General features: G+C 72.9%; 20 protein-coding genes. 15 read left to right on the top strand and 5 right to left on the bottom strand.

Going from position 1 to position 19531, the window contains the following annotated elements:
• Positions 1–319 precede the first annotated feature (319 nt).
• Positions 320–1021, bottom strand: coding sequence for a tRNA (guanine(46)-N(7))-methyltransferase TrmB (gene trmB / locus WME98_RS29685; RefSeq protein WP_437945099.1), 702 nt, complete (start codon positions 1019–1021; stop codon positions 320–322).
• Positions 1022–1110: 89 nt separating this feature from the next.
• Here trmB and WME98_RS29680 point away from each other — a divergent pair, with 89 nt between their 5' ends.
• The 3 genes from WME98_RS29680 (at position 1111) to WME98_RS29670 (ending at position 5528) form a co-directional block, all read left to right on the top strand.
• On the top strand, positions 1111–3516 hold the full coding sequence (locus WME98_RS29680) for a hypothetical protein (protein WP_437945098.1): 2406 nt from the start codon (positions 1111–1113) through the stop codon (positions 3514–3516).
• Between the two features lie 237 nt (positions 3517–3753).
• Entirely contained in the window at positions 3754–4650 is an 897-nt protein-coding gene (locus tag WME98_RS29675) for a hypothetical protein (RefSeq protein WP_437945097.1), read from the top strand.
• A gap of 506 nt (positions 4651–5156) precedes the next feature.
• Complete coding sequence (locus WME98_RS29670; RefSeq protein WP_437945096.1) at positions 5157–5528, top strand: 6-pyruvoyl trahydropterin synthase family protein; 372 nt, start codon at positions 5157–5159, stop codon at positions 5526–5528.
• Here the strand turns inward: WME98_RS29670 and WME98_RS29665 are convergent.
• Positions 5525–5731, bottom strand: a complete 207-nt coding sequence (locus WME98_RS29665; RefSeq protein ID WP_437945095.1) for a hypothetical protein — start codon at positions 5729–5731, stop codon at positions 5525–5527. The two genes, WME98_RS29670 and WME98_RS29665, sit on opposite strands and share 4 nt — an antisense overlap.
• 180 nt (positions 5732–5911) lie before the next feature.
• A complete protein-coding gene (locus WME98_RS29660; RefSeq protein ID WP_437945094.1) occupies positions 5912–6481 on the bottom strand; it encodes a GrpB family protein in 570 nt (189 codons plus the stop codon).
• A 649-nt stretch (positions 6482–7130) separates the two neighbouring features.
• On the opposite strand from WME98_RS29660, the gene WME98_RS29655 reads away from it, so the two are divergent.
• On the top strand, positions 7131–7676 hold the full coding sequence (locus WME98_RS29655; RefSeq protein ID WP_437945093.1) for a hypothetical protein: 546 nt from the start codon (positions 7131–7133) through the stop codon (positions 7674–7676).
• Positions 7677–8223: 547 nt separating this feature from the next.
• Complete coding sequence (locus WME98_RS29650; RefSeq protein ID WP_437945092.1) at positions 8224–8493, top strand: hypothetical protein; 270 nt, start codon at positions 8224–8226, stop codon at positions 8491–8493.
• Positions 8494–8675: 182 nt separating this feature from the next.
• On the opposite strand, the gene WME98_RS29645 is transcribed toward WME98_RS29650, so the two are convergent.
• Positions 8676–8909 carry a hypothetical protein gene (locus WME98_RS29645; RefSeq protein ID WP_437945091.1) on the bottom strand — a complete coding sequence of 78 codons (234 nt, stop codon included), beginning with the start codon at positions 8907–8909 and terminating at the stop codon, positions 8676–8678.
• On the bottom strand, positions 8906–9547 hold the full coding sequence (locus tag WME98_RS29640; RefSeq protein WP_437945090.1) for a sigma-70 family RNA polymerase sigma factor: 642 nt from the start codon (positions 9545–9547) through the stop codon (positions 8906–8908). The genes WME98_RS29645 and WME98_RS29640 overlap by 4 nt, the downstream gene beginning before the upstream one ends.
• A gap of 126 nt (positions 9548–9673) precedes the next feature.
• Here WME98_RS29640 and WME98_RS29635 point away from each other — a divergent pair, with 126 nt between their 5' ends.
• From WME98_RS29635 to WME98_RS29590, 10 genes are all read left to right on the top strand, one after another.
• Positions 9674–10204 (top strand): YkgB family protein, encoded by a 531-nt coding sequence (locus WME98_RS29635; protein ID WP_437945089.1) that lies wholly within the window; start codon positions 9674–9676, stop codon positions 10202–10204.
• A 480-nt stretch (positions 10205–10684) separates the two neighbouring features.
• Positions 10685–11134 carry an ecotin family protein gene (locus WME98_RS29630; RefSeq protein ID WP_437945088.1) on the top strand — a complete coding sequence of 150 codons (450 nt, stop codon included), beginning with the start codon at positions 10685–10687 and terminating at the stop codon, positions 11132–11134.
• A 371-nt stretch (positions 11135–11505) separates the two neighbouring features.
• A complete protein-coding gene (locus WME98_RS29625; protein ID WP_437945087.1) occupies positions 11506–12015 on the top strand; it encodes a chemotaxis protein CheW in 510 nt (169 codons plus the stop codon).
• Positions 12012–12503, top strand: a complete 492-nt coding sequence (locus WME98_RS29620; RefSeq protein WP_437945086.1) for a response regulator — start codon at positions 12012–12014, stop codon at positions 12501–12503. Before WME98_RS29625 ends, WME98_RS29620 begins: the two co-directional genes overlap by 4 nt.
• Before the next feature lies 1 nt (position 12504).
• On the top strand, positions 12505–12912 hold the full coding sequence (locus WME98_RS29615; RefSeq protein WP_437945085.1) for a hypothetical protein: 408 nt from the start codon (positions 12505–12507) through the stop codon (positions 12910–12912).
• Between the two features lie 54 nt (positions 12913–12966).
• Positions 12967–13548, top strand: coding sequence for a YfiR family protein (locus tag WME98_RS29610; protein WP_437945084.1), 582 nt, complete (start codon positions 12967–12969; stop codon positions 13546–13548).
• Between the two features lie 186 nt (positions 13549–13734).
• Positions 13735–15273, top strand: a complete 1539-nt coding sequence (locus WME98_RS29605) for a methyl-accepting chemotaxis protein (RefSeq protein ID WP_437945083.1) — start codon at positions 13735–13737, stop codon at positions 15271–15273.
• Positions 15257–17422, top strand: a complete 2166-nt coding sequence (locus WME98_RS29600; RefSeq protein ID WP_437945082.1) for a response regulator — start codon at positions 15257–15259, stop codon at positions 17420–17422. The genes WME98_RS29605 and WME98_RS29600 overlap by 17 nt, the downstream gene beginning before the upstream one ends.
• Positions 17419–18366: a chemotaxis protein CheB gene (locus WME98_RS29595; protein WP_437945081.1), complete on the top strand. Its 948-nt coding sequence runs from the start codon at positions 17419–17421 to the stop codon at positions 18364–18366. The genes WME98_RS29600 and WME98_RS29595 overlap by 4 nt, the downstream gene beginning before the upstream one ends.
• Entirely contained in the window at positions 18356–19522 is a 1167-nt protein-coding gene (locus WME98_RS29590) for a CheR family methyltransferase (protein WP_437945080.1), read from the top strand. The genes WME98_RS29595 and WME98_RS29590 overlap by 11 nt, the downstream gene beginning before the upstream one ends.
• The last annotated feature ends 9 nt before the right edge of the window (positions 19523–19531 follow it).

The raw sequence follows: 19531 nt of genomic DNA, 5'->3' as shown, positions 1-19531 counted from the left end.
GCCTCCGGCAGCGTACCGGCAAACGCTGCTCGGTCAAGCGACGATGGCGAGGCAGATCCCTCGCGGGGGCGGTCGCGAGCGGCGGAGCTCGCGCTTTCGCCGAGAAAGAGGGCGTCGGCGGGGCTCTTTGAAGTAGTGCAAAGACCCACGCCTAGCCCTGGGCTGTAGTACGTTCGGACGATGCGGATCTTTTTCGACGGAGTCCTCGTCGTGCTGTCCTCGATCGCGTGCTCCGGCCCCGTGACGGGGGAAGGATGACGTGCCCTGTTCACCCGACCCGGCGCGAGGATCGCCCGCGACGACGGCTGCCGGAGAGGGCTTATCCGCCGTCCGCCGGCGCTCCGTCTCCGGCCCCCGCCCCGTCCCCGGCCCCCGCCTCGGCCTCGCGCGGCCGCCTGCGGTAGAGTAGCCGGCTCACCGGCAGCCCGTCAGCGATGGCGTGGTGCTCGCGGGGGCTCCTGGCGCCGTAGGGGTTCTCGCCGAGGTGCGGCGAGCCGGGCGCGTCGCCCGCCGGCTCGAACGCCGGGTGCGCGCCGATCTGCTCGGCGTACAGCGCGGCGCGCTCCTCCACGTCGGTCTGCACGAACAGCTCGCCGCCGTCCACGAGCAGGCGCGCGAGGCTGTCGAGCAGCGCCGGGCCCATCACCAGGCGCTTCTCGTGGCGCTTCTTCCACCACGGATCCGGAAAGTGCAGGAAGAACCGCGCGATCGACGCGTCCGGCCGCAGCCGTCCGAGCGCCTCTCGCGCGTCGGCGTTCAGCGCCCGCACCCGGCCGCCCAGGCCGCCTTTGCGCAGGCGCTCGTCGACGATGGCCGACCACTTCAGGCGGATCTCCAGCCCGAGCAGCCGCGACGCGGGGCTCGCCGCCGCGCGCTCGAACAGGAAGCCGCCGCGGCCGGGGCCGATCTCGATCTCGACGGGGCCGGTGCCCGGGAGCAGGTCGTCGATGGAGACGTCGTCCCCGTCGGGGAAGCGGGGCGCGTCGGCGTAGGGGTGGTTCGGGCGCGGCTGGAAGACCATGGAGCCCCGGCGCTCTACCAAATGCCGGCCACGCGCGCGCGGGAAATCGCGGCCCCGGGGCGGGGGCGCGGTGGTATTCGTCGGCCCCCATGGCGGCTCCCCAAGCGCCCTCCCCGCTGCGCGCCCTCGCCGCGCGCGCCCTCCCCTACGCGCCCGCGCTCGCCGCGAGCGGCGCGATCGGGGCGCTGTGCATCCGGGCGGTCCTCGATCAGGCGGGGCGCCCGGCGCTGCCGCTCGACGACGCGTTCATCCACATGCAGTACGCCCGGCGGCTCGCGGAGGGCGGCTTCTTCAGCTTCGTCGCCGGCGAGGGGTACTCGACGGGCGCCACGAGCCTGCTCTGGCCGGTGCTGCTCGCCCCCTTCTATGCGCTCGGCCTGCGCGATCTCTCGCTGGTCTACGCGATCTGGGCGCTCGGGCTCGTGTTCCACGCCGCCCTCGCCGTCGAGACCGCGCGCCTCGCGCGCCCCCTGGCCGGCCCCGCCGCGGCCGCCGGCGCGGGCGCGATGTGCGCCGGGTTCGCGGCGTTCGCGTGGTTCGCGTGGAGCGGGATGGAGACGGTCGCGTTCGCGTGGATCCTCACCCGGACCGCCCGGCTGGCCGCCGGGCTCCTCGAGCCGGCGAAGGCGGAGGCGGAGGCGGCCGAGGATGTCGGGGAGCCTGCGATGCCGGCCGGGTCCGGTGCGACGCTGGCCGGCTCCGATGCGATGCCGGCCGGGTCCGATGCGGCGCCGAGCGGCTCCGATGGGATGCCGGCCGGCTCCGCTGCACCGCTGGCCGGCTTCGCTGCGCCGCCGAGCGGCTCCGATGCGCCGCTGGGCCGGTCCGATGCGACGCCGACCGCCTCTGCCCAGCTGCCCGCCGCTTCCGCCGAGCGGCCCCCCGCCGCCGTCGCCCGCGCCCTCGCGCTCGCCGGCTTCGCGGCGCCCCTGCTCCGCCCCGAAGGCGCGCTCGCCTCCCTCCTCGCCGCGCTCGCGCTCGCCGTCTGGGCGGCCCGCCCGGCGCCGCCATCGCCCCTCCCGGCGTCGCCGCCCCCGGCGCCCATCGCGCCGCCTCGCCGCGGCAGCGCCATCCCCCGCCTCCTCGACCGGCGCCTCCTCGTCCTCGCGCCGCTCCTCGGCCCGCTGGTCGTCCCGGCCTTGAACCAGCTGCTCGCGGGCCACCCGACCTCGTCGACGACCACGGTCAAGTGGCTGCTCGGCAACCCCAACTACGACGGACCGGCGCTCCGGGACGCCCTTCTCCAGAACATCCGGCTGCTCGTGACCGACGTCCTCGACGGCGGCCAGTGGACCGCCGTCTTCCTCCCCGAGGGCTCCGCCGTCGTCATCGCGCTCGGCGCCGTCGCGCTCGCCGTGGCCGCGCACCGGCGCGGCCGGCCCGCGCACGCCGCGATCGTGGCCGCGCTCGCGCTCGGCGCGCTGCTGCCGTGCACGTACCTGAGCTTCCTCTGGAACCGCGTGCGCTACGTCTGGCCGTTCGCCCCGGCGTGGCTCGTCATGGCCGCGTGCCTCGCGCGCGAGCTCGGCGACGCCGCCCAGCGGGTCCGGCGCTCGCTCCACTACGTGACGCCGCTCATCGCCGGCGCGTTCGCCGGCGCCCTGGCCGCGCGGCTCCCGTGGGCCATCCACGACCTCGCCAACTCCGCGCGCGCCATCGACCGGCAGCAGGTCTGGCTCGGCCGCTGGGCCGCGCAGCACCTGCCCGAGGACGCGCGGATCGGCGTCAACGACACCGGCGCGCTCGCCTATTTCAGCGGCCGGAGGACCTTCGACGTCGTCGGCCTGACGACCGAGGGCGAGGCGCGCTACTGGGTGGCCGGCGCGGGCTCCAGGTTCGAGCACTACGAGAAGCTGCCGCCGGAGCGCCGGCCGACGCACTTCATCGTCTACCCGCACTGGATGGCCTGCGCGCCGGTGCTCGGCCGCGAGCTCGTCGACGCCACGGTGGAGGATCAGGCGATCCTCGGCGGCACGACGATGATCGCGTACGAGGCGCGGTGGGACCTGCTCGGCTCGGGGGCGCTGCCGGTGCGGTCGGCGCCTGGCGAGCGGATCCTCGATGAGGTCGACGTGTCGGATCTCGAGTCGGAGGCGGCGCACGGATATGCGCTGGAGCCGCTCGCCGATCAGCGCAACGTGGCGGTCGCGCTCGCAGCGCCGGAGAGCGACGCGCCCGGAGAGGTCGACAGGGCCCGCGCGGAGATCGCCGACGGGGGCCGGTATTACAGGGCGGCCGACCGGTTCGTCGTTCACGTCGCCGCGCCGCCGGCCGAGGCGCGCCTCGTGATGCGGGTGGCGTCGGACGATGGCGCCGAGCTCGCGATCTCGGTGGCAGGCCAGGAGGCCGGGACCGTCGAGGTGCCGGCCGGGACGTGGGTGGAGCGCGCGGTGGCCCTGCCCGCCGCGCGCCTCTCCGGGGCGACGCCGATCGCGATCACCCTGCGGCGCGGGGATGGATTTCACGCGTTTCATTACTGGCTCGTGGGACGCTGACGCGCTGTTGCGTCACCACCGCGCCTGCGCCCGGTGGTGACGCCTGCATCCGGTCGCGCGGCAATCCGATGCTGCCGATCATCGGGGCACACGCAGGTCACTCGGCGTGACGAATCCGGGGAGCTGCCCGGAATTTGAGAATGAGAGGTGGCCGCTTCGGCCCCTGCGGGACCTACCGCACGAGCCAGGCACGCCCTCGGACATCCAGCATGGCTGCAACCCCCCGAGAGACCCACGATGCCCTCAGTCACCCACGAAGCCCTGGTCGAGCTGTTCAAGAACCGGCCGACGCTGGCCGCCGAGATGCTGCACGACGCGCTCGGCCAGCCGGTCCCGGCCTTCACGGAGGCGCGCATCGAGCCCTCCGACCTCGCGGAGATCGTTCCCTCGGACCGCCGGGCGGACGTCATCGTCGTCCTGCTGGTCGCCGAGCAGCAGCGGCCCGCGATGGCCATCGTCGTCGAGGTCCAGCTCGGCCCGGACCCGGACAAGCCGTACGCCTGGCCCGTGTACGCCGCCCAGACGAGGGCCCGGCACTGCTGCCCGACGCGGCTGCTGGTGGTGACGATCGACCGGAAGATGGCGCGCTGGTGCGCTCAGCCGATCGATACCGGCCACCCCGGCTGGACGCTGACCCCGCTGGTGCTCGGCCCTGAGGGCGTCCCGGTCGTCACAGACGCCGAGCAGGCGAAGGCGGCGCCCGAGGTGGTCGTGCTCTCGGCGATGGCGCACGGGCAGGAGGAGGCCGGGGAGGCGATCGGCGTGGCGTTCCTGGCGGCGGCAGCCGGGCTCGATCAGGAGCGGCGCGGCCTGTACGCGGACGTGGTGCTATCCTCGCTGAACGCAGCGGCGAGGCGGACGTTGGAGGCGATGATGAAGAGTGGATACGAGTATCAGAGTGAATTCGCGCGCAGCTACGTGGCGAAGGGTCGGCAGGAAGGCCGGCAGGAGGGGCTCCTCGAAGCCAAGGCGCAGAGCGTGCTCGCCGTGTTCGAAGCGCGCGGGCTGGAGGTCCCCGCCGACGTACGGGAGCGCGTCGTCGCGAGCAAGGACCTCGCCGAGCTGGACCGGTGGATTCGCCGCGCCGCGGTCGTCAGCGATGCCAGGGAGCTGCTCGACACGAACGGCTCCTGAGTGCGCGGGGGCTCCGGAGGCTGCCGCGCGGCGGTCCCGTTCCTCCGGAACCTGATCGTAGAGCTGCTCGTAAGCAGGGGGCGAGGTCGATCAATCCGCTCGAGACGCACTGATCCAAGGAAGCCCCCACCTTCCCTCCTCCAGCACAGTGCGGGAGAGCCAGCGTCAATGACGCTCTACAGGCTGATTGCTGCATCGATCCCTGGCTCTGATTGCGGCGATGGCGCCAGTCCGTCAGGCACGGACCCGGGGTCGACTCCGCCGGCTCGTGCGCGCCGTGCGGTGCCGTGGAGCCCCTGCCCTCGCGTCACCCGCCACGCTGGTTTCCGGCGCGCGCGCTCTCACCGGGTCGGCTGAGGCTTGGCCGGGCCAGCGGATCTCATGCCCCGGTGCTATAATTGCCGCCGGCGAGGGGACGTGTACCTCGCCGTCGCGCGCGTGGCCGAGGTGCTGGCGAGCGTCGGGGCTGATCGCGCCCGGGGGGGCGCCCAACCGAGGACACCGAGATGTACGAGCTCACGATCGAACGCTTCCTGCATGTCGCCCACGCGCTGCGGCTGTACGACGGCAAGTACGAGCCGCTGCACTGCCACCGGTGGCAGGTCCACGCCCAGGTGTCGGCGGAACGGCTCGACGCGATCGGCGGGGTGATGGACTTCAACGAGCTCGACCGGTTGCTCGCCGACGCTGTCGGCACGCTCGAGGGCAAGACGCTGAACCATCTGTCCGAGTTTGCGGACGTCAACAGCTCCAGCGAGCGCATGGCCGAGGTCCTCTATCGCAAGCTCGCGCCGCGGCTGCCGCCCGGCGTACGCCTCGACTGCGTAACCCTCCTGCGCGACGAGGCGATCCGCGCCCGGTTTACGTACAGACCCTAGCCTGTCCACGCGTCACCCGCCGCGCCGCCTCCCGCCTTCGCCACGCGCGCGACGGCGGTGTATGAGAGCTGCTCGACCCAGTACACGTGCGACGCGTCGACCGCGATGCCGTGATCGATGGACACGTGCTTCCCGGCGTGCGCGAGCACCGTGCAGCCGCCGGCCGACACGCCCACGGGGAGGCACGCGCCATTGCAGGACACCTGCGCTGCTGGGCAGTCGGCGGGCCGCTCACGACTGCGCCGAGGTCGCCCCTCGGTGTCCGCTCCGTGGTGGCCCGCGACTCGCTCAGGTAGCGAGCCGCCGGCTCGGCGCCTGCCCTGGAGCTCCGCGAAGCCCCGTACCCTCGCGTCACCCGCAGCGGTGGCTTCCGGCGATCTCGCTCACACCGGGTCGTCTCTCCCGCCGGGTTGTTCGGTTCGCCATCTCTTCGCAGCGCTCAACAAAGCGGTGACGGCGTGACCTTTGTGTTCCGAGTACGTCAGAAGGGTCCTCGCCCCGCTCTGCCACGCTTCCTCTTTCGAGCGCGCATACTCGGCAGCCGCGCCCTCATTCGCCCGCAGGAAGTCCCGAAGGAGAAGGTTGTCGCGCCACAGGTTGGCCCCCCACTCGACGACCGCAAGGTTGGTGTCGTGCGCGCCTCTTCGCCTGAAGTACTCGCGTCCGGCTACGCCAGCTTCGCCGAGGTACTGGTACCCGAGCGCCTCGAGTGCTCTCCTGTCATGCGCGGCCAGCGGCCACTCTACAGGCGCGACGAGAATGTCGATGATCGGCTTGGCCGCCATTCCGGGCACCGAGGTGCTGCCAAAGTGCTGCACCTCTCGGATCCGGGCGCCGAGGGTGTTCAACAATTCATCCGCATCTGCAGTGTACCAAATCGGCCAGGAGGGGTCGTATTCGACCACCTTGATCGGCTCATCGATGTCTTCGCTACATCTGTTCAGACGGCTCATAATTATTTCTATCCCCGGGTCCGCGGATCCAGCCGCTGCTGCGGCACCGTATATCAGAGGCGCGACGGCGACGGGAGGCGAGACTCCGGCAGAGGGACCGCGCCGCACTGCGGCCACCTCCGCTCGGCCTCAGGGACGGCGCGTCTCGCACCGCAGGCGGGGGGAAAGCGGCGCGAGCGAAATGCGGACGCGGCGGCACCGAGGATCTACCCTGCCGCCACCGTGATCCGCCTGCGCCGTGAGAGTCTCTTCCGCGCCGATGTCGCTACGCTGGAGCGCCTCGCCCGGTGGCTCGGTCTGCCGGAGCCGCGGCGCTGGCGAACGGAGCGCGAGCGCAAGGCGAAGATCGTCGAGGCGATCGAGAGGTGCGAGAAGCGGCTCGCGAAGGTGGAGGGGGCCGGGTCACGGGTCATGACGGGCGGGCGGTAGCTCGCCTGTCTTGACGAGAGCGCGGCCAGTCCGCCCTCCGCGGGGGCTCCGGGCGCGGGGCTGTCATTCAGCGCCTGGCTCGTAAGCACGGGTCGGAGCCCCTCGGGGCCAGCGCACGGCTCGCGCCGCAGAGATGAAAACGATGCGGACATAATTGCAGCCTGGGTTACCCGTTGACGCCGACTTCCCGTAGGAGGACGGTGCCCGTGGGGGTGGATGCATGGGGTACGGGCCGACGGGGACGGCGAGCGCGCTCGCGTTGTGCGGCTGTGCCTGGGCGCTGGTCGTCCCTCCGGCGCCGGCGAGGGCGCTCGAGTTCAGCGGTGGCGTGAGCGTGGGCGGGCTCCAGATTGGGACCGGCCCGAGGCTCGCGGTGAGCCCCTTCGGCGGGTTGCTCTGGCGCCGAGAGAGCGAGTTTCAGCTCGAACTTCACAACATGTTCAGCGTCGTTCCTGGCGCCCGCATCGGGATCTACGATCGAACGGCGATCTCCCTGGTGCACGTCTGGAAAACAGGCAAATTCGGGCTTGGGCCGGCCCTGTCGATCTACTCGATGCCGGTGTGCGGCCTCATGAGCTGCAACCGAGTGCTGGGGATCGCTCCGGGCGGTCACACCCAGACCGACTGGTACTTCTCCGAGCCCTTGGGCGTGTCCGTGAGCGCCAACCTGGATTGGGCCGGCGGAGATAGTCGCGTACTTCATGGTGACTGGGTGGCGATGGTCACCGCTGGACCTGTCTGGAGATTCGGGGGAGAGTCGAGATGAACAGAGCTTTTGTTGTCCCGCTCCTCGGTCTTATCGCTTGCAACTACGACGTCGGGGAGTGTTGGCTCCCCGGTGATGACCCGAGCGGCGCCGGGGGCGGCATTATCAACCCGACAGGTGCCGGAGGATTCGGCGATGTACCGAGGAAGCCGCAAAGCACCGACGATGACGACTACTCCTACGATCTATGTAGCTCGCAGCCGGCAACGTGTACGGTTATATGGAAAGCGGGCTCGGCTGCTTGCAGAGGAAGCGCATCCAGCTGCACGACCCTGTACCAGGGCCAGCATGCGTCGCTCGATGAAGCCGAGGAGGAGTGCGAGAGGGTTAGTGGGGTCGGAAACGGCTCCGGAGCGCAGTCGTGTGGCTCTTGTGAATGGGGCACGAGATCGAGCTCGTCCGACTGCAAAGAGGCAGGCAAGGAAAAGTGCGATCAGATATTAGGACTCTGTCGTGACAACTGCCCGAGGGGCGACAAGAACTGTCTGAAGGAGTGCAGCGACGAATATAGCCGGTGCCTCAAAGACTGCGACAGGAGGTGTAAGCAATGATCGAGCTGACGTTCAAGCTAACCCCAGAAGAAGGCGACCCGCGCGAAATCCTAGTGCGCATCCACGAGCCGACGCGAAACCCTCCGGAGAAAAAGTGGCCTTGGGCTGTCATTGTTGACATCGATGGGCGCCCGTCTACTACATACGGGGTCGATCCTCTCGATGCGGTCGAGAACGGAGCCCAGCACGCCGCGATCGTGTTGCGTGGGGTCCATGGCGATGCGCTCGATCCGCCCCTCGAGCCGCGAATGAAGGAGAGCCAATGAGCGACTCACGGATGCGCCAAGCCTCCCATGGCCCGGACCGAGGCGTACTCCGCTTCGGCTCCCTGGGTGCTGCTCGAAGACGGACGGCTCGCTCGACGCTGAGGGGCAGCCTTTGGCAGGGTCTCGGTAGGTTTCCACGATGAGATGAGCGCCACCCCCAGCGCGTCGGTGGCGCTCGCCCCTCAGCGCGCCGCCAGCGCGAGGAGGCAGGCGCGCAGCTCCTCGGCGCACTCGGGGCACAGGTCGAGGTGCTGCGCGGCCTCGCGCAGCGCCTCCGGCACCGGGGCGCCCTCCGCGACGAGCTCGGCGTACTGCGCCGCGTACTCCAGCCATTCATCGCACGTCAGCTCGTCGGGCTTCGTCGCGAGGACGGCCTTGGCCAGATCGCGGATCTCTTCCTGGGACAGGCGCTTCATGGCGCTCCTCTCGAGGGCATCCCTCCCTGGGACGGAGTATCGAACGCTTCTCTTACGTCGTCCTCGCCGAATCCGGCCGCAGCGAGGCCTTCTCGCAGCTTGAGGCGAGCGTCGTGGGTCAATTTGTACAGCGCATTCCGGGTCGTCCCGAGCTGCTCGGCGATCGCGGCCTGGGGCATGCCCCTGAGCTCGGCGATGAGCGCCCGGCGCTGCCGATCCGTCAGCTCGGTATCGAGCACCTGGTACAGGGCGGCGATCATTCGCTCCCTGGCCACGTGGGCGCTCGCGTCAGCGGCCGCGATCGGGATCGGCCCGCCCGCGCTCTCGGTCATCTGATCCAGCGACACGTCCTTCCACCGGGCCCTCCGCAGCTCGGTGAGCGCCACGCGGATGGCGATCGTGATCGCCCAGGTGGTGAAGCGGCTGGCGCCCCGGAAGGAATCGAGCGCGCCGAGCACCTTCAGCGTGGCGTCCTGGGTCAGGTCGTCGATCACGGCGTCCCCCACCCCGGCGCGTCCGGCGAGCGCCCTCCGCAGACCTCCCCGCACGACGTGCCGCAGCTCGGCGACACCGGCGCTCGCCTGCGCCTCGGGCTCGCGGAGGAGCCGCAGCCACTCCTCGTTCGTCCGCTCGCTCATCCGGCCGCCTCGAAAAGAGTCTCCCCGCGGAAGTAAGAACCGGCACCCCCACGGCGTCCCATGGACCGAGAAGGGGCCGCCGGCGAGGCGGGCCCGAGAGACCGAATCCACGAGGGAGAGACCACCATGTCGACCGCCGACCGTACCGCCCAGCTCGCCGACATCCACGTTACGAAGCGCACGGAGCCCAGCCTAGCCGAGTGGGGCGTCCGGATCGAGGCCCTCGGCGGCCGCCTGCTCCGCGCCGGTCTGGCGCTCACGCTGCTGTGGATCGGCGGCATGAAGTTCACCGGGCTCGAGGCGCAGGCGATCCGCCCGTTCATCGAGAACAGCCCGCTGTTCGCGTGGACGTATCCCGTGCTGGGGTTCCAGGGCATGTCCAACCTGCTCGGCATCACGGAGATCGCGATCGGGCTCGCGATCCTGTCCCGGCCGTGGTCCGCTCGGCTCACGGCGGTCGGCAGCCTGCTCGGGGTGCTGACGTTCCTGAGCACGCTGAGCTTCCTGATCACGACGCCCGGGGTGTGGGCCGATGACATCGGCGGGTTCCCCGCGATCGGCGCGCTCGGTCAGTTCCTGATCAAGGACGTGGCCCTGCTGGCGATCTCGGTCTGGTCTCTCGGAGAGGCGCTCCGCGCTGCACGTCGCGAGGCGTAGGGCCGAAGCAGCGACCATGGCGACGAGCGCCCGTCGATCGAATCGAGACCGATCACCACGAACGAACCCAGGCTGCGTTCCGCGAGGCCGAAGTCTTCGCTCGGCCGCGCAGGTCGAGTCCGTCGGCCTTGCGCAAGCCCCTGAACCATGAGTCCGCTCGTCGAGCCCGGCCGCCGTAGGCAGGCGATGGCTCGATCCAGCCAGGCCGCCCGACTTGGCGCGCGTCCCTCCCCCAGACGCTCTCCGGCGCTGAGTCGCGCCTGCTTCAGGTCACCGCACCAGGCGCCGCATGGAATGGACCCTGCAAGCCCCCCGCGGCGGCGCCAGCCGCCGCGTTCACGCCACCACGTCGAGAAGCAAGCTCATCACGGCGTCGGGCGCCGGCAGGGATCCACGAGCCGCTCGCGCTCGCCGCGCGCCTGACCGACGACGACACACGTTGCGCATCAAACAGAAAGGAGACTCCCAATGAAACGTCTCATGCTGCTGCTGACCGCCACATTGCTCGCCACGCCCGCCTCCGCGTACGACGTGGAGAATCTGAAGCCTTACCCGCAGACCATGAACGGCAAACGTCGCATCGTCATCGATCTCCCTCAGCTCGAGCACGAAGACCGCGCACGCGTGGAGATCTCGTTCTCCAAGCTGCTGGAAAATTCAGACTGCAATCACAAGTGGGTCAGCGGCACAATCAAGGAAGGCACGATCGAAGGCTGGGGTTACCCCTACTGGGAGGTGAACAGCGACGGCGAGATCATGAGCACGCTCATCGGCTGCGGGAACACGCCGACAAAGACCGAACCCGTATTCGGCGCGAGAGAAATGATCCGTTACAACTCCAAGCTTCCGCTCGTGATCTACGTTCCGGATGGCCTCGACGCGGCATTCCGGACGTTCACCACGCCTGGCGGGTTCCAGACGAGGAGCTGAAGCCGCTTCCATGACGGGATCCGGTCGTGGAGCATCGCGCACGCCGAGCCGAGCCGCCTGGACCACCATGTCGGCGCCTCGGCCGAAGCCGCTCACGGACGCCGCCAGGCGTCCAGCTGCACTGGGGTCAGGCTCGCGCGCGGGCGTCACTGCGCGCGCGCTCAGCCAGCGCGCCGCCCGGGCCCAGCGCAGCGCGCCACCCCCGAGCGCCGCATGGGAGGGAGAGGGCGCCGCAGGACAGCGCGGCTGGCCTGGTGAGTCAAGCGCGGCTGGCCTGGTGAGTCAGAAGACGCCCGATACCGCATGAATCCACGAGGGCGAGCGCAAAACCAGCTCCCCGGCCTCAGCCGTTGTGGTACACCGAGGACACCTTGTCCGACGCGCTCACGCACGTTCACGCGCTGCTCGACCTGCGCGACGACGCCCCGGACAAGGGGCCGCGCGAGAGGGCCGCTGTCGACCTCCTGCTCTTCGAGCTCGGCCCGGTGACCTTCGCCCTGAGGGCGCAGCAGGTCGAAGAGGTGATCGCGTGGCGCACGCCCCTGCCGCTGCCGCGCGCCGATCCGCGGGTGATGGGCATCCTCCAGGACCGCGGCAGGATCATCGTGATCGTGTCGGCCCCGCTCGCCGCGCCGGCGGCCGCGCCGCTCCGCATCGTCGTCTGCCGCACGCAGCGGGGTTACCTGGGTTTGCCCGCCGGCAAGACGCGGTGTGTTGCCGCGGTAAAAGTGTTCGGAGAGCTCGCGCCGAAAGCTGTGGTCGACACCAGCGAGGGAGTAGTAACCTTCCTCGACGTGATCCACCTGCTCGACGCTTCCGAGGGCGCGCCGCAGCCGTCCGTCGCGCCGCGCGGCGATCCGGCCGCCTGGTTGGGTCGATGAGCGATCCGAGCTCCCGGACTCCCACGACGAGGCCCAGACCACCGGCCGATCCGGTCGATGAAGCGGGGACGCCCGCGAGCGCGCCTCCGCCGCCGAGATCGCCGTCGAGCGCGCCGCCGAGCCCGCCGGTGCTCGTCATCGATGACAGCGAGATCGCCCGGGAGGAGGTCTCCCGCTTGCTGCGCGCGGCCGGCTTTCAGGTGGTCGCGCTCCCCTCCCCCATCGGGGCGACCCAGGCCATCGTCCGGCATCAGGCGCGGATCGTCGTCGTCGACGTCTTCATGCCCACCATCCGCGGTGACCGGCTGCTCACCCTGTTCCGGAAGAACCAGCGGCTCGGGCACCTCAGCGTCATCCTGATGTCCGGGCACTCCGAGCGCGAGCTCGAGCAGCTGCAGATGGAGGTCCAGGCGGACGCGGTCCTCTCGAAGCGCAACCTCGATCGCCTGCCGGCCCTCGTCCGGCGGCTCGCCGGCAAGGAGCGGTGACGTGGGGGCCGTGGTCGCCATGCTGCACGCCGGGGTGCGATGCGCGGTGCCAGCACAGCAGGTGCTCCTCGCCGAGGGCGACCCCGCGCCAGAGCCCGGCGCCTGCCTCTGGGGCGACCCCGCGCCAGAGCCGGGCGCCTGCCTCTGGGGCGACCCCGCCCCGGGCCGCGCGGCGGACGCGGCCCCCGAGCCGGCCACGCGGACCGTGCGCCTGTCGACCGGCGGCGCCCCCCGAGCGATCGCCTGCGCGCGCCCCCGGCTCGTGGAGGTCGACCGGGAGCGCGTGTGGCCGCTGCCGGAGCTCCTCGCCGACATCCTGGCGCTGCCCCACGTCGTCGGGCTCGCCGAGATCGACGGCGCCCTGCACTGGGTGCTCGACGCCCGCCGCCTCCCCGACATCGGCGCCTGATGCGGCGCGCATCGAAGATCCCGTTCGAGGTCGTTCAAGGCTGATCAGAGACACATGGCGTTTCCGAGCTCCTCGATTCGAATGCTGACGGCCCTCCTGCTCATCACCACCGCGAGCGCCGAGGGCCGCTCGGCCGCTTCCGTCCCGTACGAGCTGAGGGGCGCCATCCTCCTGCGCTCGATCGGCTACGAGAGCGGGTTCGCGAGCCGGAAGGGCGCGGCCGTGCTCGCCGTCGTCGGGGGGGAGTCGGGCGAGAGCGCGGACGACGCGAACGCGATGGCCGCCGTGCTCTCGAAGCTGGCCGCGAAGACGACCGTGGCCAGCCGGCAGGCGACCGTCCTGCGCGTGACGTACACCGGAAAGGCCCAGCTGCAGGAGGCGCTGCGCGCCGGCGGCGCCGAGGTGGTCTACGTGGCGCGCGGGCTCGCCGCGGCCATCCCGGACATCCCGCCGCGCGAGGGCGCCGTGGTCCGCATCGTCGTGTGCGGCGACGGCGACGACACCAAGCGCGGCTGCGCCGTGGCCGTGACGCTCGCCGGCACCAAGCCCGAGCTCCTCCTGAACGTGAAGCACGCCAACGCCATCGGCCTCCGCTTCGATCCGCAGTTCCTCCGGCTCGCCCGCATCGTCGACTAGGGCCCTCGCGACGCCGGCCGCCGGCCGGCCGACACGGCGCGTCGCCCCTCTCAGGATTCACGGTTCACGGCTCGCGACTCACGATCTCCGCTCCAGCGTCCGCCATCGATCAGCGACCCTCATCGATCCTCCTCCTCCGCCGCCATGCTCAACTTTCGCTCCATCCGCTGGAAGATCGCCGCCCTCGTGGCGTCAGTCGCCATCGTGCTGTCGGCGCTCGATCTGTGGCTGATCCCCGACCGCACGGCGCGGGCCAGCGAGGCCGAGCTGCGCGAGCGCGCCGGGATCCTCGCCACGATGCTGAAGGAGCCCATCGGCGTCGCCATGGACCTCGAGCAGCCCCCAGAGACCTTCCCGGACACCCTGCGGACCGCCATGACCGATCCCCTGGTCAGCTGGGTGTCCGTCTACGACGAAAAGGGCGCGCGCATCGCCGCGATCGGCGCGGTGCAGGTGCCCGGGAGCGCGGCGGACGTGCAGGGCGAGGGCGACGGGGGCGTCGTCGTCAGCGAGGCGCCGATCCGGTCGCGGAACGGCGACCGCCAGCTCGGGACGCTCGCCGTGGGGCTGCGCAGCGACCGGATCGCCCACCGCCGGGCCGACGCGCGCAGGACCATCGCCCTCCAGTCGGCGGGGATCATGCTGCTCGGCCTCGGCCTCGCGTGGATCATCTCGGCGCGCATGACCCGCTCGATGGCCCACATCAAGGAGGCGGCCGACCGCATCGCCCGCGGCGACGTGTCGGCGCGGCTGTCGCTCCGGATCTCGGGCGACGAGCTCGGGGACATGGCCAGCGCCTTCGAGCGGATGAACACCCAGCTGCGCGAGCTCCAGGAGACGGCGAAGCGGGTCGCGGGCGGCGATTTCACCTGCAAGATCACCGGCGACGGGGAGCTCTTCGCCGCCTTCCGGGCCATGGTCGCGAGCCTCCAGGGGCTCGCCACGCGCATCGGCAACACCTCGTCGGAGGTCGCGTCGGCCGCGGCCGGGATGTTCTCGTCGGTGCGCGAGCAGGAGACTACCGCCAACCAGCAGAACGCGGCGCTCGAGGAGATCCGCCGGACCGTGGAGGCCCTGACCGCCAGCGCCGATCACATCGCCAAGGACGCGGCCACCGTGCACGAGATGGCCCAGCGGAGCCTCGTCAGCGTCCAGCGCACCGCGGAGCAGACGCGCCTCGTCAGCTCCCACTCGGACCGCATCGGCGAGATCCTGTCGCTGATCCAGAGCATCGCCGACAAGTCGGACCTGCTCGCCCTGAACGCCGCGCTCGAGGGCACCAAGGCCGGCGAGGTGGGGCGCGGGTTCTCGCTCGTGGCCGCCGAGATGCGCCGGCTGTCCGAGCACGTCATGGACTCGGTGCGCGACATCCGCAAGCTGGTCGCGGACATGCACGCGGCCTCCCACGCGTCCGTGCTCGCGACCGAGGACGGCATCAAGCTGGCCCGCGACACGGCCGCCGCCGCCGCCAAGATTTCGGACGCCGTGGACCACCAGCGCGAGGGGACGGCGCAGGTGAAGACCGCGATCGTCGACATCGTCGGGGCGGTGAACGACACGCTGACGAGCAGCGCGGACGCGACGCGCTCGGCCGAGTCGCTGCTCCAGCTGTCGCACGCGCTCAAGGCGACGGCGAGGGCCTTCCGGGTGAAGCCGGCCGGGGCGAAGCGCGAGGCGACGGCGCCGGCCAACGACGAGGCGGACGCGGATGAGGAGCCGGGCTGACCTCGTCGCCGCGTTCCACCGGGCCATGCCGGACCGCGTGGCCCAGGCGACCGACCTCTGGCTCGGCTTCGAGCAGGGCCAGGCCGGCAACCTCCCGGTCCTGCGCCGCCTCCTGCACACGCTGAAGGGCGAGGCGCACATGCTGGAGCTCGCCGCGTGCGGCGACCTCGCCGAGCTGACCGAGACCGTCATCGACGCGGTGCGGGGCGGCGCGCGCCCCACGCAGCTCACCGGCGACAGCCTCCTCGGCGCGCTGGAGGCGCTCGGGCTCCTGTCGGCGAGCGCCGGCGAGGCGGCCCCGCTCGACCTCGGCCCCGTGCAGGAGACCCTCCGCGCGGCGCACGCGGAGCTCACGGGCGCGGGCGCCCCCGCCGGGGAGGCCGCGCCGCCGCGCGCCCCCGCGACCGAGAGCGCCCTGCCGCCGCGGTTCGACCCCGCGGCCGCGCCGGACCCGGCCGCCCCGCCCGCGGCCCTCGACGCCGCGGCGGTCGGGGCGCTCCTGCACGAGATGCAGCGGCTGCACGGCGAGCGGGAGGTCCTCCAGCGGCGGCTCCGCGAGGCGCAGCGCATGCTCCGCGCGTTGCTCGTCGAGATCGACCCCCGGGGGGCCGCCGCGGACCGGGTCGCGGAGCGCATCACGAAGACGCTCGGCTACGGCGCGGAGATCGAGCGCCTCCTCGGCGCCGTGCGGGCCGACTGGTCGAGCAACGAGTTCGCGGCCGGGCGCGCGCTCGGCGAGCTCGACGAGGTGGTCCGCAGGGCGTCGGTGGTGCGCACCGAGCGCCTCCTGAACCAGGTGTCGCTCGCCGCCCGGAGCGCGGCGCGCATGCTCGGCAAGGACGTCGAGGTGCGCGTCGAGGGGACGGGGCTCCTCGACGCGGCCGTGGAGCGCCGCCTCGAGCCGGCGCTGCTGCACCTCGTGCGCAACGCCGTCGACCACGGCATCGAGCCGGCGGACGTCCGCGCCCGCCGCGGCAAGCCCGCCCGCGGGGCGGTGGCGGTGACCGTGGTCCAGACCGACGCCGCCGTGCGGGTCGAGGTGAAGGACGACGGCGGCGGGGTCGATTTCGCGCGCCTGCGCGAGGTGCTCGCCGAGGCGGTGCCGGACGTCGCGTCCCTCGACGACGCCGAGCTCATCCCGTACCTGTTCGCGCACGGGCTCACCACGACCCGCAGCGTCGGCGCGATCTCGGGGCGGGGCGTCGGGCTCGACGTCGTGGCGCGGGAGGTCGGCGCGCTGGGCGGGCAGGTCCGGGTCGACTCCAGGCCCGGCCTCGGGACGACGATCCTGCTCGTCGTGCCGAAGAGCCCCCACGGCGAGGAGGTGGTCCCCGTCACCTGCGGCCGGTTCCGGTGCGCGGTGCCGACGCACGCCGTGCACTCGGTGATGCTGCTGGAGGAGCTGCTGCACACCTCGGACGGGCCGCGCGTGCGCCTGGCCGGCGGCCCGGGCGTCGAGCTCGTGCCGCTCTACGCGCTCGGGGCGGTGCTCGGCGACGGGGGCCAGCCCGCGCCGGGGGACGCGGCGCTCGTGCTGCACCACGCCGCGGGCCTGTTCGCGGTGAGCGTGGACGGCTACGAGAACCCGCGGCTCGTCGCCCTCGTCCGGTCGGAGGAGCTGCCGTGGAGCTCGCCGCTCGTGCGCGGCGTGGCGCCGACGGCGGACGGCGAGGCGATGCTGCTCCTCGACGTCGAGCGGGTGTTCGCGTGGGCGCGGCAGGCGCCCCGGGAGGCGCCGGTGCGCGCCGCGGCCGCCGCGCCGAAGCGCGAGCCGCTCGCGCTGGTCGTAGAAGACGCCCCGGTCGCGCGGGAGCTGCTCTCCGGGATCCTGCGGGCGATCGGCCTGCGCGTGGAGGAGGCGAGCGACGGCCGGGAGGGGCTCGCGCGGGCGCGGGCGGCGCCGCCGGACGTGGTGCTGACCGACCTCGAGATGCCCTACATGAACGGCCTCGAGATGGTGGCGGAGCTCCGGCGCACGCCCGCGCTCGCCCGGGTGCCGGTCGTGGTGCTGACGACGCAGACCGCCGCGACCCACGCCGAGAACGTCGCCGCGCTGCGCGAGCTCGGCGTGCGGGCCGTGCTGTCGAAGCAGCGGTTCGTCGAGGAGGAGCTGCGCCGGATCGTCGCGGAAAGCCTCGGTGGCGCGTGACGACGCGGGTCGTGATCGCCGACGACTCGGACATCGCCGCGGCCCTGCTCGAGGCGATCCTCGAGGAGGACGCGGGGATCCGCGTGGTGGGCCGGGCGCGGACCGGGGCGGAGCTCCTGGCGTTGCCGGCGGTCGCGATCGCCGACGTGGTGCTCGTCGACCTGCTCATGCCCGAGCTCGACGGGCTGTCCGTGATCCGGGCCGTCGCCGCCCGCGCCGGGGTGATCGTGGTCAGCTCGCTCCCGCGCGGCTCGGCCGCGGTCCGCGAGGCGCTGGCGCAGGGCGCCGTCGACGGCCTCGAGAAGCGCGACCTCGCCGGCGCCCCGGCCCGGGCGCGGCTGCGCGCCGCGGTGCTCCGCGCGGCCCGGCGGCCGGTCGCGGCGCGGGGCGGGCGCGTGATCCTCGTCGCGGGCTCGACCGGGGCGATCCCCGCGCTGGAGGCGCTGGCGCGGGGGCTCGGGCCCCTCGAGGTGCCGGTGCTGGTCGTGCAGCACCTGCCGGATCGGCGGGAGCGCGACCTCGCGCGGGCGCTCCGCGCGCTGGGCGCGCGGGCGCGGCCGGCGCGGGCCGGCGACGCGCTCTCGCCGGAGTTCCTGCTCGCGCCGTCGGGGTCGCACATGGCCCTCGACGGGCGCGGGCGGATCCAGCTGACGGGCGACGGGCCCGTGGGCGGGCACCGGCCGTCGGCGGAGGTCCTGTTCGCGTCGGCGGCGCCGCTCGCCCGGCGGGTCGCCGCGCTTGTGCTGTCGGGCCTCGGGAGCGACGGCGCCCGCGCGCTGCCGGCGCTCGTGGACGGCGGGGGCCTCGGCTTCGCGCAGCATCCCTCGGAGTGCAGCGCGCCGGCCATGCCGCGCGCGGCGCTGCTCTCGTCGCCGCGGGTGAGGCCGATCCGCGTCGCGGATTTCGTCGAGCTCGCGCGGAGGTGGGTGCTCGGTGAAGGATGATCGCCCGCTGGAGCGCGCCCTCGCGCGGGTCCTGTCGCCGCGGCTCGGCCACGCGCCGTCGCGGTGGCCCGAGACGCTCTACCTGCACGTGCGGGAGCGCGCGCAGCGGGCCGGGCTGGGCGAGGCGGAGTACGTCGAGCGCGCGGGCCAGGCCGGGGAGGCGGCCTCGCTGGCGATGCTGCTCGACGCCGCGACGATCGGGCACACGGCGGCTTACCGGCACCCGGAGCAGTTCGAGCGCCTCGGGCGCGTGCTGGCCGACCTCGCGCCGCGGCGGCCGGGCCCGCTGCGCCTCTGGTGCGCGGGCTGCTCGACGGGCGAGGAGGCGTACAGCGCCGCCGCGTGCGCGGAGGCGGCGGGGGTGGACGCGGCGGTGCTGGGCACCGACGTCAACCCGGTCGCGATCGCGGTGGCGCGGAGCGGCCTGTTGCCGCAGCGGCGCTCGGTGGGCGCGCCCTTGCCGGCGCCGTGGGCCGAGGGGGTGCCGGAGGCGCTGCGGCGGCGCGTGCGCTTCGAGGTGGCGTCGCTGACGGACGCGCAGCCGGCGCTCGGGGCGGGGCCGTTCGACGTCATCCTCTGCCGCAACGTCCTCATCTATTTCGAGCGGGACCAGGTGCCGCGCCTGCTCGGGCGGCTCGCCGCGGAGCTCGTCCCTGGCGGCCACGTCGTCCTGTCGCCGGCGGAGGGCATCTTGCCGCTGCCGCCGGAGCTCCGGCGGGGCCCGGCGCCGGGCTGGCTGCAGCGGCCGGAGGGCGGCGACGGGGTGGCGCCGGCGAGCCGGGTGGAGCCGTCGAGCGGGGTCGAGCCGGCGAGCTCGCGGGCGCCCGGCGCGCAGGCCGACGACGGGCCGGCGTCCGCGGGCGCGGGCGCGGCGGCGCGGGAGCCCGGCGCGGAGGCGGCGGCCCGGCTGCTGGGCGCCGGGCGCGCCGACGAGGCGGAGCAGGTGCTGGCGGCGCTGCTCAACGCCGATCCGGAGCACCTCGAGGGGTGGTTCCTGCTCGGGGAGGCGCTGCTGGCGCGGGGCGAGCGGGCGCAGGCGCGGGCGGCGTTCCAGCGGGTGCTCCGCTGCTCGGCCGCCGGCGCGCGCCACGTCGACGCGGGCGCGCTGCGGCGCGCGGCGGCGCGACGCGCGGAGGCGCTGCGGGACCCGCGCTGAGCCGCGGGC

The organism is Sorangium sp. So ce296 (genome assembly GCF_051529605.1).
Taxonomy (GTDB): Bacteria; Myxococcota_A; Polyangia; order Polyangiales; family Polyangiaceae; genus Sorangium; species Sorangium cellulosum_D.
Note: the sequence above shows the minus strand (reverse complement) of the source record. Positions and strands in the feature narration are given on the sequence as shown.

Coding starts and splice junctions, on each gene's coding strand:
- trmB (WP_437945099.1), bottom strand. CDS start 1,021: ATGGTCTTCCAGCCGCGCCCGAACCACCCCTACGCCGACGCGCCCCGC.
- WME98_RS29680 (WP_437945098.1), top strand. CDS start 1,111: ATGGCGGCTCCCCAAGCGCCCTCCCCGCTGCGCGCCCTCGCCGCGCGC.
- WME98_RS29675 (WP_437945097.1), top strand. CDS start 3,754: ATGCCCTCAGTCACCCACGAAGCCCTGGTCGAGCTGTTCAAGAACCGG.
- WME98_RS29670 (WP_437945096.1), top strand. CDS start 5,157: ATGTACGAGCTCACGATCGAACGCTTCCTGCATGTCGCCCACGCGCTG.
- WME98_RS29660 (WP_437945094.1), bottom strand. CDS start 6,481: ATGAGCCGTCTGAACAGATGTAGCGAAGACATCGATGAGCCGATCAAG.
- WME98_RS29655 (WP_437945093.1), top strand. CDS start 7,131: ATGGGGTACGGGCCGACGGGGACGGCGAGCGCGCTCGCGTTGTGCGGC.
- WME98_RS29650 (WP_437945092.1), top strand. CDS start 8,224: ATGATCGAGCTGACGTTCAAGCTAACCCCAGAAGAAGGCGACCCGCGC.
- WME98_RS29645 (WP_437945091.1), bottom strand. CDS start 8,909: ATGAAGCGCCTGTCCCAGGAAGAGATCCGCGATCTGGCCAAGGCCGTC.
- WME98_RS29640 (WP_437945090.1), bottom strand. CDS start 9,547: ATGAGCGAGCGGACGAACGAGGAGTGGCTGCGGCTCCTCCGCGAGCCC.
- WME98_RS29635 (WP_437945089.1), top strand. CDS start 9,674: ATGTCGACCGCCGACCGTACCGCCCAGCTCGCCGACATCCACGTTACG.
- WME98_RS29630 (WP_437945088.1), top strand. CDS start 10,685: ATGCTGCTGCTGACCGCCACATTGCTCGCCACGCCCGCCTCCGCGTAC.
- WME98_RS29620 (WP_437945086.1), top strand. CDS start 12,012: ATGAGCGATCCGAGCTCCCGGACTCCCACGACGAGGCCCAGACCACCG.
- WME98_RS29610 (WP_437945084.1), top strand. CDS start 12,967: ATGGCGTTTCCGAGCTCCTCGATTCGAATGCTGACGGCCCTCCTGCTC.
- WME98_RS29600 (WP_437945082.1), top strand. CDS start 15,257: ATGAGGAGCCGGGCTGACCTCGTCGCCGCGTTCCACCGGGCCATGCCG.